At 57.2% G+C, this 16,748-nt stretch carries 12 protein-coding genes; 5 read left to right on the top strand and 7 right to left on the bottom strand.

The features are described from left to right. The coding region (locus E5W70_RS17495; protein ID WP_292660109.1) for an HNH endonuclease signature motif containing protein at window positions 1-566 on the top strand (566 nt) is incomplete at its 5' end. A gap of 615 nt (window positions 567-1,181) precedes the next feature. Here E5W70_RS17495 and E5W70_RS17500 read toward each other — a convergent pair. Continuing rightward, window positions 1,182-3,791: a DEAD/DEAH box helicase gene (locus E5W70_RS17500; protein WP_292660112.1), complete on the bottom strand. Its 2,610-nt coding sequence runs from the start codon at window positions 3,789-3,791 to the stop codon at window positions 1,182-1,184. After that, the gene (locus tag E5W70_RS17505) at window positions 3,788-4,843 is read right to left on the bottom strand and encodes a DUF1837 domain-containing protein (protein WP_292660115.1); all 1,056 of its coding nucleotides are present in this window, start codon (window positions 4,841-4,843) and stop codon (window positions 3,788-3,790) included. The genes E5W70_RS17500 and E5W70_RS17505 overlap by 4 nt, the downstream gene beginning before the upstream one ends. A gap of 252 nt (window positions 4,844-5,095) precedes the next feature. Here E5W70_RS17505 and E5W70_RS17510 point away from each other — a divergent pair, with 252 nt between their 5' ends. The 4 genes from E5W70_RS17510 to E5W70_RS17525 all read left to right on the top strand — a co-directional run bounded on the left by E5W70_RS17510 (window position 5,096) and on the right by E5W70_RS17525 (window position 9,606). After that, window positions 5,096-6,304, top strand: coding sequence for a DUF2235 domain-containing protein (locus E5W70_RS17510; protein WP_292660118.1), 1,209 nt, complete (start codon window positions 5,096-5,098; stop codon window positions 6,302-6,304). Window positions 6,305-6,346: 42 nt separating this feature from the next. Beyond that, complete coding sequence (locus tag E5W70_RS17515; RefSeq protein ID WP_292660120.1) at window positions 6,347-6,709, top strand: hypothetical protein; 363 nt, start codon at window positions 6,347-6,349, stop codon at window positions 6,707-6,709. Between the two features lie 138 nt (window positions 6,710-6,847). Further along, entirely contained in the window at window positions 6,848-8,287 is a 1,440-nt protein-coding gene (locus tag E5W70_RS17520; protein WP_292660121.1) for a serine protease, read from the top strand. Continuing rightward, window positions 8,269-9,606, top strand: a complete 1,338-nt coding sequence (locus tag E5W70_RS17525; RefSeq protein WP_292660124.1) for an MBL fold metallo-hydrolase — start codon at window positions 8,269-8,271, stop codon at window positions 9,604-9,606. The genes E5W70_RS17520 and E5W70_RS17525 overlap by 19 nt, the downstream gene beginning before the upstream one ends. A 247-nt stretch (window positions 9,607-9,853) precedes the next feature. On the opposite strand, the gene E5W70_RS17530 is transcribed toward E5W70_RS17525, so the two are convergent. The 5 genes from E5W70_RS17530 to E5W70_RS17550 all read right to left on the bottom strand — a co-directional run bounded on the left by E5W70_RS17530 (window position 9,854) and on the right by E5W70_RS17550 (window position 16,748). Further along, on the bottom strand, window positions 9,854-11,761 hold the full coding sequence (locus E5W70_RS17530; protein WP_292660126.1) for a UvrD-helicase domain-containing protein: 1,908 nt from the start codon (window positions 11,759-11,761) through the stop codon (window positions 9,854-9,856). Then, the gene (locus E5W70_RS17535; RefSeq protein WP_292660128.1) at window positions 11,758-14,064 is read right to left on the bottom strand and encodes an AAA family ATPase; all 2,307 of its coding nucleotides are present in this window, start codon (window positions 14,062-14,064) and stop codon (window positions 11,758-11,760) included. The genes E5W70_RS17530 and E5W70_RS17535 overlap by 4 nt, the downstream gene beginning before the upstream one ends. 502 nt (window positions 14,065-14,566) lie before the next feature. Next, window positions 14,567-15,382, bottom strand: coding sequence for a hydroxymethylpyrimidine/phosphomethylpyrimidine kinase (locus E5W70_RS17540; RefSeq protein WP_292660131.1), 816 nt, complete (start codon window positions 15,380-15,382; stop codon window positions 14,567-14,569). After that, on the bottom strand, window positions 15,373-15,978 hold the full coding sequence (locus E5W70_RS17545) for a thiamine phosphate synthase (protein ID WP_292660134.1): 606 nt from the start codon (window positions 15,976-15,978) through the stop codon (window positions 15,373-15,375). Before E5W70_RS17545 ends, E5W70_RS17540 begins: the two co-directional genes overlap by 10 nt. Beyond that, window positions 15,975-16,748 carry a thiazole synthase gene (locus tag E5W70_RS17550; RefSeq protein WP_126101881.1) on the bottom strand — a complete coding sequence of 258 codons (774 nt, stop codon included), beginning with the start codon at window positions 16,746-16,748 and terminating at the stop codon, window positions 15,975-15,977. Before E5W70_RS17550 ends, E5W70_RS17545 begins: the two co-directional genes overlap by 4 nt.

The raw sequence follows: 16,748 nt of genomic DNA on the forward strand, positions 1-16,748 counted from the left end.
GAGTTGAGCTGTGCCCTATATGTGGCATCGCACCGCCGCGCCAACTGGACCACCATCTTCCGCGATCGGACTACCATCCGTTGGCTGTTTATCCCCGCAACCTGGTGCCCCTGTGCCAGGAGTGTAATCAGTCGAAGAGCAAATCGGCTGCCGAAGAGCCGGCACAGCAGTTTTTTCATCCCTATTTGGAAGCCATCCCGGATACGCCGTTCTTGCGAGCTGGCGTCGCAATTGAAGGGGGTGGCCTGGTTGCTACGTTTGACATTGATCCAGACGCCCCAATCGAAGCTCTTGTCAGTTCTCGCCTTTCATATGTCTTGCAACGCCTGAAACTCAACGAACGCTACGCGAGGGAGATCAATATCTATCTCACGAGTCAGGCGACCGCGGTTAGAATCCTGTTTGATAGTGCTGGCGCTGAGGGTGTCCGCAACTATCTTCTTGCACAGGCAGATGTGGAGAGCCGAGAGTTTCACCTCAATCACTGGCGGCCCGTTCTGCTCCGAGCACTTGCAGCCCATGCCGGGTTCTGCGGTGGGGAATTTGCAGAGGTATTGCCAGCTTGATCCAAACAGTTCGCTTTTCGATCATGTCCGGCTTCCCGCGACGGCTGACCAGATCAGTTAGCTCACGTGCCACCCGGCGATCGGAGATCGAGCGAACACTTCGGCTTCTGTCGGCCGCAACGGCGAGGTCGGAGCGTGGCGCTTCTCTACCGTCCGACTGGAACGACTTGGTGGTGTAAGATCAACGGGCGCAGTTCACCTCTCCTGGGATAGGTCTCTCGGCAATTGCTGTCATGCGGCCGATTGGAAGATTGCTTCATCTCGCCCGGCGCATCCATGCCTAGGTCCGCGAGACGCGCTCGGATTGCTGCCGTGATCGCAGCGAATGCCGAAGCGAAGTTGCCATCAAATACGTATCCGAGCATACCGCCATGCCTGACGCGCTTGCCATACTGGCCCCGTATGAATCGCATCATTCCCCGGGTGACTGCCAACCTTAAGCCACACCTTCCCTCATAGGCACAGGAGCCGCCCCGGCCCTTCTTGACGGGTGGCCCAGACAGGCGCCGGTGGCGGTAAGCGTCGAATTCCAATACGCCCGTTTCTGGCCTCTGCCATGAGACGGCCAGGCAAGTTGGATGAGGGCTGACAAGGCCTTTGGCCAAATAAGGCCGCCTAAGCGAAATTCTCCAATTCTATCAGCCCCAAGCTGAGCATCTCGTCGACGATCACCGAACTGATTTGGAGTTGAGTCACGTCTAGTTTGCGCAACCAGTCCCGCGCGTGCTGGACGCTCAAATCGGAGTTTGGGAAATGAGGCTCAAGCGCAGCGGCAGCGATCCGCGAAAGTCCAAGTTCCATGAAAGACCAACCAGACCTCGTACATACACCGAGCTCAAGCGCCAGTGAGAAGTCAAAGATTTCTTTGATCCGCGCTTCGAATCCGCAGTGCCGCAATGCCAAGGCCAGGACATCAACGTAGGCTTTTCCGAGTTGCACATACTGGAAGCGGATGACGTCCTCAATGAGGTCGAACTCCTTACGGATCACATCATTGATGTCGATCGGTTTCGGCCGACGTTTGCGTGACTTCGGATTCGACGCAATTTCATCCTCATAGGCCTTGATCTTTTTCGCAAGGGATCGCTCTTCGCGCCGGATAGCGTCGGCAAGAAGAACGGGGTAGGGCGTACCCTGCATCCATTTGACCGCGACGCCGGCGACCAATGCGGGGAACCTGCTGGCGGACAGGTTCACCAACCTCTGTGCACGCATGAAAATCGACTCATACGCTTTACGCGCCGGTAGATAGTCGTGCGGGTTGACTGGGATCAATCCGTCGATTTCGCCGGCTACGATCTTGCTGACCAATTCATTGAACAGGCGTTTCAACCCGAAAGGATCTACGGTCCAGTTTGTGGACAGCAGCGTCGCGGGCAGGCCGATCCCATCGCTCGCAGCTTGGGCCGCGACGACTAGGGCGTCGCGATCTTTTGCCGCGAACGAAGACAGAGATCGTGACGCAAAAAGACCCACGTCGCCTCTGGCGGCTCTTGCTATGAGCAGGCCCGCAGCGGCGCGAACCTTCCCCGCCACCTCATCGCCAGGTACCATCCTTGGCAGTTCACCGGCCAGAGCTTGTAGTATGGCGGATCCATGGTCGGCGGCGGCCTTTCCGAACGCAGGTTCGATCCGGTAGCCGACGAAGCTGTTCATCGGCTTATCCGGCCACTCGTCGTAGTCAACGAGAAAGACATTTCCAACGATGTCGGCCTTCATCCGACCTGCGCGTCCCGCAAAATTCCAGAGAGCTGCCGGATCCAGCCGCGAGTTAGTCCCCCGCGTAGGCGTGTCGATGAAAACGTTGCGGGCAGGAAGGTTTACGCCTTGAAAAAGGGTCGTGGTACAAGCAAGGAACTTCAGCGCGCCGGACTTGAAGGCACTCTCAATAGACTCCCGCAGCAGCGTGGGCATCTTACCGTAGTGAAAGGCTACGCCACGCCGGACCAAGGCGGCGAGAGCATATCGGGGATGGATGTGCTTTTCAATGAACTGCGCCAAATCTTCGAGCACCTTATCGCCGCTATCTCGGCAATCTTGGTGTAACTGTATTGCGACCGTTTCGGCGTCCTTGGGTCCCGTCGCATACACCAGAGAACCGCCTGTGCGTCCGAGCTCCAGCGCGACCGCTGCGAGACGGCTGGCGGGGTGGTCAAACCCCCGATGGCTCTGAACCACGCCTAACGATGTCGAGCCAAGAGCGGTTAGGAGGCGCAGACTGAGGGTCCTCGGCTCGGCCGGCCGGCTGACGAGGATGCGGTTCTGTATGACGGACGGCAGAAGCGAAACAGATGCTTTCAGTCCCTTCAGGCCGATGGAATCGGCGACGGTTTCGAAACCTTCCGCACCCGGCGCCAACAGGACCAGACGAGTGTCAGCCCGTCGGGCAATTGCCTGTTCGAGGCATTCCTGCAGGATCATTCCCCGGGCGCCGTCCGAAAAATTCTGCGCCTCATCGACGATCACCAAGTCGAAATCTATGGTTGAGACCGCCAGCAGAACTTGCAATCTTTCCTGGGTCAGAACGAATATTTGACGCTCGGGGGCCGCAGGATCGATCGTTGGCACCGTCGAAACGCGAATGCCGACTTCATCGTTTAGCCGGCGCTGAATCGAGGCATAGACTTCCGAGAGAAGCGCGCGTGTGGGCGCGACATAGACCGCCCGGAAGATGGCGGAGCGTTCTACGGTCCTGCAAAGGTGCTCGATGACTAGAAAGGACTTACCGGCCGATGTCGGCGCGGAAATAGCCAGCGCCGTATCCTGGCCAAGCCGATCCCAAGCACGTTTCTGGAAATCGGTGAGGGCAATTCGCTCGCTGCCGACGTCGATGCCATTTACCTCGCGTGAAATCGCCGCCCGCAGGGCCTGCCGAATTGTGACGACTGGCTCATGCCGGGCTTCCGCGTACGTTAGGGCGGGGAAATTGCCTAGATCGGTCAAAAGGCGAAGGCTGGCGTCCACTGGAATGTCGTCGCGACCGATAAGAAGGGCGCCCAACGAGATCGCCTGGGCAAGCGCCCGCAGGGTCTCGTCGTCGGTCTGGGCGAACACCCCGGCGCAGTACATCAGGCGTAGTACATCCTGCCGATCCATCCCGCCACGGCGCGACTCTATCGTGTGGGGAAGTGTGGCAAAGGCGGCTTCCGCCTGAAGACGGTCGAAGTCGGATCGGAAGGCCTGGTGGGTCTCCAGCCGACGGGAAAGGTCCAGGGCGAAGGTCATGCGTCGGTGCTCTCGACCGGCGCGACGACGTCGAGATCCTCCGCCGACCCGGGTGCGTTGTCCTCCTCATCTTCAGACGCGGCTGGAATATCTTCGTGAGGAGGCTCCACTCCCATCGCACGGTAAAAGGCTTTGCGAAGCACATTGACGTCCGGAACCGCCACAAGGAACAAAAGGGTCTTCGCGGTGTCAGCTCCTGACGCCTTGATATGGTTATTCGCCGCGCTGCGATGCCGTTTGTGATCTGATCGGTAGAGGCCCGCGAAATGCTCCTCGTGCGCGTCCACGGGACCATCGGAGACGGGCAATTTGGTATTGAACCGGCGTTCGGAATAGCAGATCACTCCGACAGAACGTTCGCGTCTCGGTAGATCGGGTTTGCCGACGATGTCGAAGAAATCGAGCGCCGCTTCTCGGGCCGCGCCCTCTAGAGAGTCCAAATGCCCAAGGTCCGATACTAATTCATATTCGCGAAGGTACTGTTTCCGGTTGGCGAGAAATCCCGCAGCGGATTTGGCATAGTCCTTAAGGCCGGCGTTGGCGCTCCCGGCGAGCTTCGATTCCAGGAAAAAGATTGTCAGGGCGTCGCCTTCAAAAGCTGCGTGGATCCCGTCTAGGCCGTGGACCGGCATATTAGCGGAGGTTTTGAGCGCCATCTTTGCCGCGACCTGTGCCGCTGAAAGATGATGCTGAACGACGCAATAGGCGAGCACCTCGCCTAATTCGCTAGCGCGCGACGGGCTGGTGGCGTTGAAGGTGATGAAGACGTCCCGCACTGCCTGATGCACCCGGGCGATCAGTGTGAAATCCTTCTCGATCGCCGCCGTGTACTCAAGCCGCCGCTTTCGCGGCAGGGCGTAGTACATGCACTGGCCCCACAGAAACTCCGCAAGGGCATCGATCTGCGGTTCGTCTTCCTTGAAACGCACATGAAGTAGTGCAGTCCGTGGTCCGTCGCCCTCGCATGGCGCGTCGTGCGCCACGGCGCAGGCGACGTGCGCGCCTAACTTCGATGGATTGAGGAGGCTAGAGATCGCCTTTTGGATGTCCATGCCGGTGTTGCTGTCCAGGAAATAACTTGCACGCAGTGATTCGGGTTACAGAATCCTAAAGGAGCGCAACAATTATCGCACTTCTATTCGCGATATGCTTCCGACCTGAGGCCTGTATTCGCAGGAAATGCGAGCCCCAAACGGAGCTTAGACTGCCTCGGGGAGGGCTCGATCCGAAAAACCGTGCTAGATGAAAGAAGTTCAAAGTCGTCCAGTTTGGTCTAGAACATCAGTAGGGGAGCGTAAAACAAGGTGGGGAAGAACATTGTCGTCTGCTGCGACGGTACGGGCAACCAGATCGAGCGCAATCTCTCGAACGTTTTGAAACTGTTCCGCATCCTGAAGAAGAATGAGGAACAGCGCGTCTATTACGACGCTGGCGTAGGAACGATCGGCGCCAGCAACGCATGGGTCCGTTGGCGGCAAAACACCAAATCGGTGTTTGAACTGGCCACGGGATATGGGCTCGACGCTGAAATCGCGGGCGCCTACGCATTCATCTGCCAGCACTACGTCGAAGGGGACGCAATTTTCCTCTTTGGCTTCAGCCGCGGTGCCTACACAGTCCGCGCCGTTGGGGGCCTGATCCACATGATCGGCCTGCTGCAGCCGGATCAGCTTAACATCCTTCGATATGCTGTAAGCTCCTATAAGCAGGCCAGCGACGAGAACGACCTAAACGTCGCCTGGCACTTCTCCAAAGTCTCTGGAGCCCGAGACGCTCGTATCAAATTTCTTGGTGTCTGGGATACGGTTGCGTCGGTCATCGTGCCGCGAAAGGACCGACTTCTGCCGCAGCTCCAGACACTGCCACATACAAGGACCAACCCGAGCGTCGAGGTCTTTCGCCACGCGATTGCGATCGATGAGCATCGTCGCATGTTCCGACTGAACCGGTGGGTCGAACCACAGGCGTTTGTCGAAGATCCTTTCGACAAAACTGCGCCAGCAAAAGAACAAGATATCAAGCAAGTCTGGTTCGCCGGGTGTCATTCGGATGTTGGTGGTGGCTATCCTGAAGAGAGCGGGGCTATCTCTAAGTTTCCGCTCGACTGGATGATTGATGAAGCCACCGCGTTTGGATTGCAGATCAATTCTCGGATGCGGGAGCGCCTCGTCTTCGGAACAGGGGAGAGCGAGGGGAAGATGAACTTCGTCGGCCCGAATCCACTTGGGGCCGTGCACGATTCAGTGACGTGGGGCTGGAAGCCGCTCGAGTGGATTCCAAAATCGGTCAAATTGCGTGAATGGAAGCGAAAATCCGCCCTCGGTTTCTATATTCCGCAGGCCGAGCCTCGCATGATCGAGAAACAGCATCCGCGGCCGTTTGTTCATCAGTCGGTTCTGGACCGGAAGGCAGCCATCTGGGGATATAAGCCAGAGAATTTTCCAACGGCGTTCGATGTCGAGCCTTATGGTGACCTGATGAAAGATCGCCTGGCAAAAGAAGCCGGCAGTTAGGGCAGACAGTCGTAACGTCTCCAAGTTCACGATTGCAGGGGGATGCAGGTGGCGAAAACGAGCAGTCCCGTTAAGAAGGGTGAAAAGGCTGTGGCGGTGGCCCTGTCACCTGCAGAGACGCGAGACGTCTACGCTTCTCGACGGTTCCTGGATGGGGCGACGCAGAAGAAGCTCGGCCTCAAGGTCCGCTTCGACACATATTACAAGGATCCCCTTGTTGCGAAGAAGAATCCCGGCCTGGAAATCGATGACGATTTTTATGTGCCTTGGGAGCCACGCATTGGCGATGGCCCCACAAGTGCGAGGTTCGCTATTGTCGATTACGACAGCACCACAAATACGTTGGAAGAACCGGCCAAATGGAGCGTCGGCGAGAAGGTCTTTCTCGACCCGCAGGCGCGCTAGGTTGATAAAGCTCTGAAAGAGACGGCGCACTTCCGCCAGGTCAGCACCTGGGCAATCCTGCAAAGCACACTTGATTTCTTCGAGAGCCCAAGCGGCCTCGGCCGGCGCATCTCCTGGGCGTTCGAAGGCAATCGACTTGTGGTCACGCCGAATGCCGGTTACGGCGCAAATGCCTATTATGATCGCCAGAGCAAGTCGCTCCAGTTTTACTATTTTGACGACGACAACGGCCAGCGTATTCACACCTGCTTGTCCAGCGACATCGTCAATCACGAATTTGGTCATGCACTGCTGGATGGCATTCGGCCTTATCTTCTGGAAGCGGTCTCACCGCAGACTGGTGCCTTTCACGAATTCCTTGGGGACCTGACCGCAATCTTGATGACGCTGCGGAACAATTCGTTCCGTAAGGAGCTTGCGGCCAGGACCAAGGGCCACTTGAAGACAAAATCCGGCGACGAACTCATCGCATCTGTCGCCACAGAGTTCGGCAACGCCGTGTCAGGACAACCATACCTTCGTAGCGCGGCTAACGAGCATTTGCTGGGCGAATACAAGGATGAGATCGAACCTCACGCGCTCTCGGAGGTAATGACCGGAGCGATGTTCGACATCTTCGTTGCGTTGACCGAGCAATATCTCAAACGAGAGCGCAACGACGGGGAGACACACACTCCAGCTCAATCGCTACAATATGCGGTCGCTCAGATGCAGATAATTGCCATCCAGGCGCTTGATCTTTTGCCGCCAGTCGAGGTTACGTTCAACGACTACGCGCGCGCTGTCATGCGCAACCTCGCGATCGCAAATCCAACCGACCCCAACTACTATCGCGGGATGATCGCGGACATTTTCGTCCATCGCGAGATCATGACCGCAGAGGAGAGGACCGACCTGCTGGCGCGCGCGCCCTTGTACGATCGGATGCCAGGAACAATTACGCACGATCCGGAGCTCATCGGGAGTTCACGTGCCGCAGCCTACCGGTATCTCGATGACAACCGCGACAAACTCTTCATTCCCGACCATGTCGACATTATCGTCGATGAAGTCTTCACCTCCGAGAAGATGGTCGGTCCAGGCCTCTTCCAGCCCAAACAGATCATCCTCCAATATCTGTGGCGCGAGGACTTGGCGTTAGCGGGCACGCGGTTTGGCTCGTTTAGTGGCAAGACGACCAGCCTGCTCTGTGGCGGGACGATGGTCTTCGACGTCAATGGCAGCCTGCTTTATTGGGCGCGCAAGCCAGGCAGCGAACCCTTTGCCACCGCAAGCGTGGCGATGGAGAAGATCAAATCGCGCAAAAAACTCTTTGGCACCGAGCAGGTAGCCTTAGCTGAACTCGAGGCTGGCAAGCAGCGCAGGCAGGAGTATCTGGACGCACTTGCCAGACGCATCGAGGAGGGGATGGTTGGTGAGGAACTCGCCGGCCCCGAAGGTCTCGTTGGAAGCCGTACACCGCCGCTGATCGCTCGCGAAGTTGACGGCTCAGTTCGGTTTGAGCTCTCGCCGCACTTTCATGTTTACGATGACGATGATTCCAGCCTGGGAGCGCTTAGATGGCAAATGAGCTCCTGATCCGCCTTTATGACGTCGGTCTGGGCGACTGCATCTATGTTCGCATCCCCGGCAAAACCGACAAGAAGGAAGATGCATTCCATATGCTGATCGACTGCGGCACCTGGAGCGAAGGGAAGCTTCTTGCCGCAGCGATGAAACAGCTCGAGAGCGAGTTGCCAGACGCAAAGGACGGAAAAAAGCGGCTCGATCTTGTCGTTGTCACGCATGAGCACAAGGACCACATATCAGGCTTCGATCCCAAGCTGTTCGAGAACGTGAAGGTCGGTGCGGTTTGGATGAACTGCGCAATGAATCCGAAACATCCGCAGGCCGGAAAGACCCGCAAGATTAGAGGAGTCGCTGAGCAAGCCATGCGTGAGCTTGCCGCGCTTGGCCCCAGTCTGAGCCCTCGCGCAACCGAGCTCTTCTCGGTTTTCCAGATCAACAACAAAGGCGCCATGCAGATGTTGCGCAAAACGTTGCTCGATGGCGAAGAGCCGACCTACGTGCAAGCAGGCGAAACCAATGAAACGCATGGCATTGCACTCAATAAAGCGAAGATCAACATCCTGGGGCCGGAGGCTGACTTCGATCGTTTTTATCTCGGCGCAACCGCTCAGCGTACCTTGAAGGGCGTCCTGGGAGCGGTCGCCTTCGACGCGGAAAAAGAGTTTGATGCCACGGCAGAAGCGCAAGAGCCGCCTTCGCCTCGCAACATCAGTCCCGCCTCTTTTCGCGCCCTTCGCGCCCGCATGCAGTCGAACGCTTTGGCATTCGCGGAACTGGACGGCACGCTGAAAAACAACTCCAGCATCGTTCTGCTGATCGAATGGAACAAGAAGCGCTTGCTGTTTGTCGGTGACGCTGAATGGAATGGCGACTTCAAAGAGAGCAAGATGAACGGCTCATGGAACGTGATGTGGCATGAGCGCCGTGATCTGATCGGCAAACCTGTCGATTTCCTCAAGATCGGCCATCATGGCAGTGAAAACAGCACACCCTGGGACATGGGCAAAGGAAAGCCGAGCGAAGCGACTGCGATCCTGGATGCAATCCTGCCAGTACCGGCGGCCGGCCAGCAGTCGAAAGCAATAGCGGTCGTGTCGACCGAACGTGGGAAATATCGCACGATTCCGCGGGGGCTGCTGATGACCGAAATAGCGCGGCGCGTTGGCGATACCCGAATCTACAAGCCTGATCTCAAAGGTTTCAAACCGAAAGATCCAGCGGATTTTGAAGCCTATGAGCGGGAATGGCTCGACAAAGCCCAGCCCCTGCGCACCGACTTCGAACGGGTCAGGGAAGGAAAGGGCTTTATCGACGTGGTGTTGAGCTAACCGCTGGAGTTGGCATTGTGGATGAGACTAATCGGATCGACAATGTAGTGTTTGCAGATGGTGCGCGGTTCTTGGAGTTTTTCGGGCTCGATACCCTGCGGGGATATGCCTGGTTCGATGAGCTTGAGGATTCCGGGCTGGTGACTACGGGGAGCTGTTGTCGGAGAACGAAGACAGCAAGCCAGTATGAGGGGGCGAGATCCCAGCTGAAATGGGGCTGTTCCGCCTCTCGCTAAAAGCGGCCTTTTCACGGGCGCATAATTTCAACCTCGTTGGCTGCGAACCAATCGCGAGCGACAACAGTTTGAGCTAAAGCCTCCGGGTTTGCCGTGTAACAAACGATGGCAAGGCTTTTCTCGGCGCGACTACACGTTACGTAGAACAACCGCCTAGTGCGGTCGATACTCGTTTCTTTTCCGCTAGCCTCGTTTGTTCGATCGGTGTCGCTTTTGGCCTTAACGCCGAACAATTTATCATAGCTGAACAGGAAGCCTCGGGCCTCTTCGTCACTGATGACCACCATTACACGCGGAAACTCGAGCCCCTTCACCCCTTGATGGGTTCCAAATGGCGATGAGCCGCTCACGTAACGGTCGTAGGCGTCGATCTGCTCGAACTTCGTATCCAGCATCTCGCGCCAAGCCGAAGTTTCCGACTTGTCGTAAGCTTCGAACGCAGTGGCCGTCTCTGCAGAATCGAACTGCGCTGGTTCGTCGGGAGTGGTGAAAGGCAGGAGGACCTCTGGAATTGCAAAAAGGCCCGACTTACCGACAACCTCCAGTACTTCCCGGAATGTGGGTTCGTGGCCATCCGAAAACACGGCCAAAAGTGCGTCTGTTGCATTTTTGGCGTCCCTGAGCTGAGCCATCTGCCCGTCGTTCTTAGCTCGGAGATGCTTCGGAGCTAGCAAGGGAGATATGTCGCGAACAAGTGCGGCCAGAGCAAATTGGTCATCGGCCTTTAATGCCTTGACCGCTGGCAGCACTTCCTTGCTGAAAAAGCGCAAAGGAGCTGACGAGCCCTCCAACAGTGACGTTTGAAGACGATTCTGTCGGTAAAGTGGTTCAAACATAGCGGCGAAGCCGAAGCGGATGGCTGCCATGTGATGTTCGAGCGTCAAGGTTTTGAATTGCCGCCCAGGTCCCACCCAGGCATCATCACCCGAAATGTCTGCCATCTTCCGAGCAATGGCCTCTTCCGCCGTGGCCTTGTCGATGCCGGCCTGCGGCAGCGCAAATAACCTAATGTGACCTTCGGGTTTGTCTTTCCGGCCCATCTGGGCTTGACCATCTACCTCATCCCTGACCCGATTGATGAGTTTGATGATACGGTGTGGGCACCGATGGTTCATTACCTTTTTGGGGAGAGCCCAGCCGACAAGCCCCTGCCCAAGGTCAACTTTGCCGTCTGTGTAGATGCGTTGCATCGTGTCGCCCAACAGGCCCAGACAGAAAGAGTTTGAGTACGCGGTTTGGACGGCGAGAAGCGCCTCCAGTAGATGGCGGTTCGTGTCTTGGCTCTCGTCCACTAGGAGGATTGGGTGAAGGGAGACCAGCAAACGCTGCAGGGTAGGCTTCATCGTCAGAAACTCGGAGGTGATTGCAATGACCTCCGAATGGTTCAGGGCGTCACGCGTTCGGTTGTCCCCAGTAGGGCTGTATACAAATTTCTTGACCCCATCCAGCAGACCAAGGCGCCGTTGCCTGCTCTCGAGGGAGCGCACCCGGTCCTGGTAGGTCTTGGTAGTTTTGTTCGACGTACCGGCAATTTGGGCGGTCAGCTCTTCGATCCTGGCTTTGAGCGTAACCTTTACCCATTCGCGGATGTCGTCGTTGTGCCCGCTTATCAACGACCAGGCAAAAGCATGAATGGTGGAGACCTCAACGCGCGGATCATATTCAAGTCGGTGCTTGATCTCGTCACGCGCCGCATTGGTATAGGTGATGACCCCCACCTTCTGGCGGCTGAGTGACAGCCGCCGGCCGGCGGTTCGTCGGACGTGATCGATGGCATTCACCAATGAACGCGTCTTACCTGACCCAGCCCCGGCGTACAGGAAGAAGCTAGTTGGTTTGTCCAGATCCAGGCAGGCACGGATTACCTGATCGGCTTCCTGATCATAGTGATTGTCGCCTATCTGCACCGCGTCAATCATTCCGACTTACCGACTTCGGTTGACAGGAGCTCGATCTGCTTCTTCTCCAGTTGTCCTTCAAGCCATTCCAGACCTTCGGCAATGTAGGTCGGGATAGCGATGTCTTTTAGATCTTCTGCGCCCAGGATGTTCAAAGCGAACTCTGCCTTTGTCCCCGTGCGCAGCGCAGTAAAGAATGCCAGCCCCATCGCGTCAACATCCGTGTGCACAGCGATTGCGTCCCGGAATTTCTTCACCAGGCCTGGCCCTGCAAGGCTCGAGAAATATTGCAGGTTTTGGAACACGAGCGCATCTTCGAAGGTGTAGGGAAGGGCAGTTTGCGGGGCCGTCGCCGTTGCCGGCCAGATGATTTCTACCGGTAGCTGATACGCAACCCTGACCTCATAAAGTTGGTCATGCTTCAGCACCTTTGGGACGCTGGGATCTAATAGCTCGTCTACGGTCAATTTCTTCGGCCACCAAGACTTGAGCGTGTCGTTGTTTGTGGTCTGTCCATCGCCTAGCTTGGGCTGGATAGCGATGCCCTTTTGCGCATCCAGATCCGTGATGATCAACGTGGTGAGCCCGAGAAGATTGATGAGGGACTGGAGTTTGTGGGCGTGGCTTCCGCCGACCTCCAATAACGAAATGTAGCCTTGGTTGATCCTGGGATAGTGCCACTTGATGAAGTTTGGGAGCAGCATCCGTTCGGCTGCCCCTTCCACAAGAATCGCCGCATCGGCAAAGAAGAGATCGGCGTGATGGGACCGCAGGTAGCGGGTGACGAAGCGGGAGGTCTCGCTTTCCTCGCCAAATGCCTTTGTGAGATTGATCACAACCGATACCGGCACATTGACGTTCTCCATCCCCGCAGGGAGACGTCGAAAGTACCTTAAACACGCATAAGAGGTCTCATGCGCAACATGACTAGAATGTGTGCTGACCACCAGCTGTGTACGGAGAAGGGGCTTTTCTTTGAGATCCTCATGCGCCCTCAGAACTTGATAGGCCTTCTTGATGAAGACCTGCTGTACTTGGGCATGGAGGTGCGCCTCCGGTTCTTCCACTAGTACCAGATGCAGGGGCTCGAAGTCGGTGGCTTCCATGGATTTTGCCGCCTTGCCCACGCGCATCCAGGCATCGCGGAAGCTCATCAGGCGAAAAATCATAGAGATGAGATTTTGATAGCCAAGTCCGTTGTTGTCCTCGGGTAGCCTGAGGACCGGCACGACCTCACCCTTTGCCATGACGACGTCGATCTGAAATGACACGGCAGCCTGATGGTTTAGGCCATCCACAGCGCGGAGCTTCGTGGAAACGTGAGGCTTCGGATCAGTTACGCCCGGATAGCCCATTCGCTCCACTTCTTCGAATGCGGCTTTGAAGCTTTCCGTCAAGCGCCGGTCGAAGGCATCCTGCGCTGCTTCGATCGCCTGTAAGGCTCCGAGATCGCTGGGATCGGGCCTGTCTGATGGGTCAAGGTGCTTTTTGTAGTAGGCGCGCAACTGGTCCGACAGACGGTGACCACCGGACTGACCCACCGCTTCATCATCAGGATCCGTCACGTTCATCTCGCCAAAGCCGCGCTGGGCGTTGATTTCGTTGACCCGGATCAAGCCCGCTAGCGGATCGCCTTCAACCGGCGGGATTCCGGGAGCAAGTTCCTGAGGGCGGGCAACCGATTTGATTGGGTCGGCGAGCTTTGCGGGATCCAATGAATAGGCTTTGACAGAGAATTGGTGGTCAAGGCGTCGACCAAGAAAATCCATCATGCTGCTAGGCCAAAGGGTTAGTTTTTGGGAGTCTCTCGATAACCCCGACAGGGAGACCTCTTCTTCCGTTTGCTTTTTTACGGCCTCCTTCATTGTTTCCGTGTCAGCGATGGCCTGTAAAAACTCCTTGTGCAGAGCTTCGGGATCCTTCGGCTCAAGCCTCAACCGGACACCTAGGATTCCGCCAGCCCAATCCAAGGTGGGTACCAATTTGCTGACATGGTGGAGTTCATTTGGGGCGACTTTCAGCCATAGGTCCAGCGAAGGCATGAATGGCGCCCACACTTCGACGCTCAAATCTGGAGGATCGAATGCCGGGCGACCCTCCAGCCAAGCGTGGCCAATGGCATTGATACCCGCCCAGTGGCACAGCGTTATGTCATGAGTTTGGAAGGTGCGTCCGCGTGCAGTCAAAAAGCGACGCAACGCCAGCATCGCCGATGTCTTTCCGCTGTTGTTCGCGCCAACAAACAGAGTTGTCTCATCGGCAAGATCGATCCGCACGGCGAGTAGTTTGCGAAAGTTCGCAATTTCGAGATGTTCGATCTGCATGTTGGCCCCCCTTGCCCTTGTATCTCAAGTAAGGCGTGGCAACTATCTCCATTCCATGGATATTCGCTACTATCTACAGGGAATATTTTCTCCCTTGGAATGAGAGCCAAGGCATGGCGTTCGCCAGAGCTATTCTGTCCGAAATGCTCGCATGTTTTTCAATCGCAAGGACTACGACCTGGCGTCTGCGGAGCCGCCGTCAACAGGTTACCAATGTGCCCCAACGGCAATTAATTCCGAACTGGCGCTAAGGAGCTGCCTTCATTAAGCTTATTGCGGCCCTGATTGGTAACCTAAGGCCACCCAACACGCGGATTGGTAACCCACAGGAACAGGTTTGGTAACCCTTATCGGTGAGGGCCGCTCGTACCTTTCGGCGGGTTCGTTTCAGTTCTAAGCCCGGCTTAATTCCGGACAACGACAGATAATTCCGGTCGGCACAGTGGAACTCAACGCGTTGTAAGGATGGCATAGAGAAGCAGTAGCCCCTTCTCTAATCTCGCTACGGGAAAAATTCTGGAAAATGGGTCGGCTTGGCTGGACGCAGAACGTTGTGATTATTCAGCCGGCATTTCTGAAGCTTCTCGAACACAAACAGCTTGCCTTCGCGCACGCTATCTTCGAGCGACTTCGCCTTCGCCAGATGCGCCGCAATCGCGCTGGCCAGCATGCAACCTGTTCCGCGCATCGATATAGCAAGGCGCGGCGTGTCGAAGTGGATGGGTTCATGATCGGAGCGTAACAGAATATCGGCCGATCGGGGACCCGACGCGTGCCCACCCTTGATCAGCAGGGCCTGAGGGCCGACGGCCTGCAGTCTTTGTCCTTGTTGGAGCGCCCCGTCCTCATCCGATGCCAGTTCGGAACCAGTAAGGAGCGCCAGTTCAGGGAGGTTGGGCGTGACAATGCAGCAAAGCGGCATCAAATCGCGCTTCATGGCAGCGATAGCGCCTGCTTCCAGAAGTGCGCGGCCTGAGGTGGAGGCCAGCACAGGGTCGAGTACTGCCGGCACTTGCGGAAATTTGCGCAGCACTGCGGCAACGGCAACAATGATCTTGGCAGTCGCCAGCATGCCGATCTTGATTGTCGCCACGTCGTTAGCCTGCAGCGCGGCACACATCTGATTGGCCACCATGCTGGGTGGCGAATGATGGATTTCGATCACGGCGTCGTGCGTTTGCACCGTTAGCGCTGTGACGGCGAGACAGGTGCGCACGCCAACGGCAGAGATCGTCTCGATGTCGCGTGCTATTCCAGCACCCCCGCTGGAATCTGATCCGCCAACGACAAGCACATGCGGTTCTCGTGTCATCGCCATCGGTCCGTCTTTTCGATCCATTCTCGCGTGCGCGCTTCGGGGTCGAAGCTCAACGTGATGTCCGTGACCACTGCGGCGCTGTTGGCGCCGGCCTCAAAGACGCCGTCGAGGCGGTCGGGGTTGAGGCCGCCGATGGCGACCAATGGGATCGGCGCCACCCGCCGCTTCCACTCGCTGATCCGCTCTAGCCCTTGCGGTGCCCACTTCATTTTCTTCAAAGTGGTGGGATAGATCGGACCGAGCGCGACATAGTCGGGCTCGGCAAACATGGCCGTTTCCAGCTCGACATGATCATGCGTGCTCAATCCGAGCCTGACGCCCGCTGCCCGTATCCTCGAGAGGTCGGCCGTTTGCAAATCCTCCTGGCCCAGATGAACGAAATCGCAGCCTTCCTCGATTGCCAGGCGCCAATGATCATTGATGATGAGCTGGCTTTTGTGTTGGACACACAAGGCCTTCGACCTGCGGATCTCCGCGCGCAGCCCGGTTTCATCCATCGTTTTGATGCGAAGCTGAACCAGCTTGACGCCGAGCGGCGCCAACCTTTCGATCCAGGTGGCGCTGTCGACGATTAGGTAGAAGGGATCGAGATTCATGAAAGAACTGCCCTGCCGATCGTCGGCGTCGATGGCACGGCGACGTCGCGCGGCTCGAGAAGACCCGATGCGTGGGCTTCACGACCGGCTTCGACCGCCTTACCGAAAGCACGCGCCATGCCGACCGGATATGCCGCCTTGGCGACCGCTGTGTTCAGGAGCACGGCGTCAAAGCCGAGTTCCATGACGGTGGCCGCGTGCGACGGCCGTCCGAGCCCCGCATCCACAATCAGCGGGACGCCAGGGAAATATCCGCGCATCGAGCGCAGCGCCATGATGTTGATCGGCCCGAGGGCGGAACCGATCGGTGCGCACCAGGGCATCAAGACCTTGCAGCCCGCCGCAAGCAGCCGCTCTGCGACAATAAGGTCGTCGGTGGTGTAAGGGAATACCGCAAAACCGTCTTCGCACAGGATGCGGGCGGCTTCAACCAGACCGAACACATCCGGCTGTAGCGTGTCGTGATTGCCAATCACTTCGAGCTTGATCCAGTTGGTGCCGAAGACCTCGCGCGCCATTTTCGCGGTGGTGACGGCTTCCTTGACGGAAAGGCAGCCGGCGGTATTGGGCAGGATTCTGGCGCCCAGCGAGCGGATCAACGACCAGAATTGTTCGCCGGCCCTACCGCCCGCCATCTCACGCCGCAACGAGACGGTCACCACCGACGTGCCCGATGCCTTGACTGCATCGGCAAGGATGGCCGGCGAAGGATACTGAGCCGTGCCGAGAAGCAGGCGCGACGAAAGCTCGGTTCCATAAAGCTCCAACAT

This window comes from Mesorhizobium sp., assembly GCF_005063415.1.
Taxonomy (GTDB): Bacteria; Pseudomonadota; Alphaproteobacteria; order Rhizobiales; family Rhizobiaceae; genus Mesorhizobium.

Coding starts and splice junctions, on each gene's coding strand:
- E5W70_RS17540 (WP_292660131.1), bottom strand. CDS start 15,382: ATGGCGATGACACGAGAACCGCATGTGCTTGTCGTTGGCGGATCAGAT.
- E5W70_RS17525 (WP_292660124.1), top strand. CDS start 8,269: ATGGCAAATGAGCTCCTGATCCGCCTTTATGACGTCGGTCTGGGCGAC.
- E5W70_RS17530 (WP_292660126.1), bottom strand. CDS start 11,761: ATGATTGACGCGGTGCAGATAGGCGACAATCACTATGATCAGGAAGCC.
- E5W70_RS17505 (WP_292660115.1), bottom strand. CDS start 4,843: ATGGACATCCAAAAGGCGATCTCTAGCCTCCTCAATCCATCGAAGTTA.
- E5W70_RS17535 (WP_292660128.1), bottom strand. CDS start 14,064: ATGCAGATCGAACATCTCGAAATTGCGAACTTTCGCAAACTACTCGCC.
- E5W70_RS17545 (WP_292660134.1), bottom strand. CDS start 15,978: ATGAATCTCGATCCCTTCTACCTAATCGTCGACAGCGCCACCTGGATC.
- E5W70_RS17550 (WP_126101881.1), bottom strand. CDS start 16,748: ATGTTGGAGCTTTATGGAACCGAGCTTTCGTCGCGCCTGCTTCTCGGC.
- E5W70_RS17515 (WP_292660120.1), top strand. CDS start 6,347: ATGCAGGTGGCGAAAACGAGCAGTCCCGTTAAGAAGGGTGAAAAGGCT.
- E5W70_RS17500 (WP_292660112.1), bottom strand. CDS start 3,791: ATGACCTTCGCCCTGGACCTTTCCCGTCGGCTGGAGACCCACCAGGCC.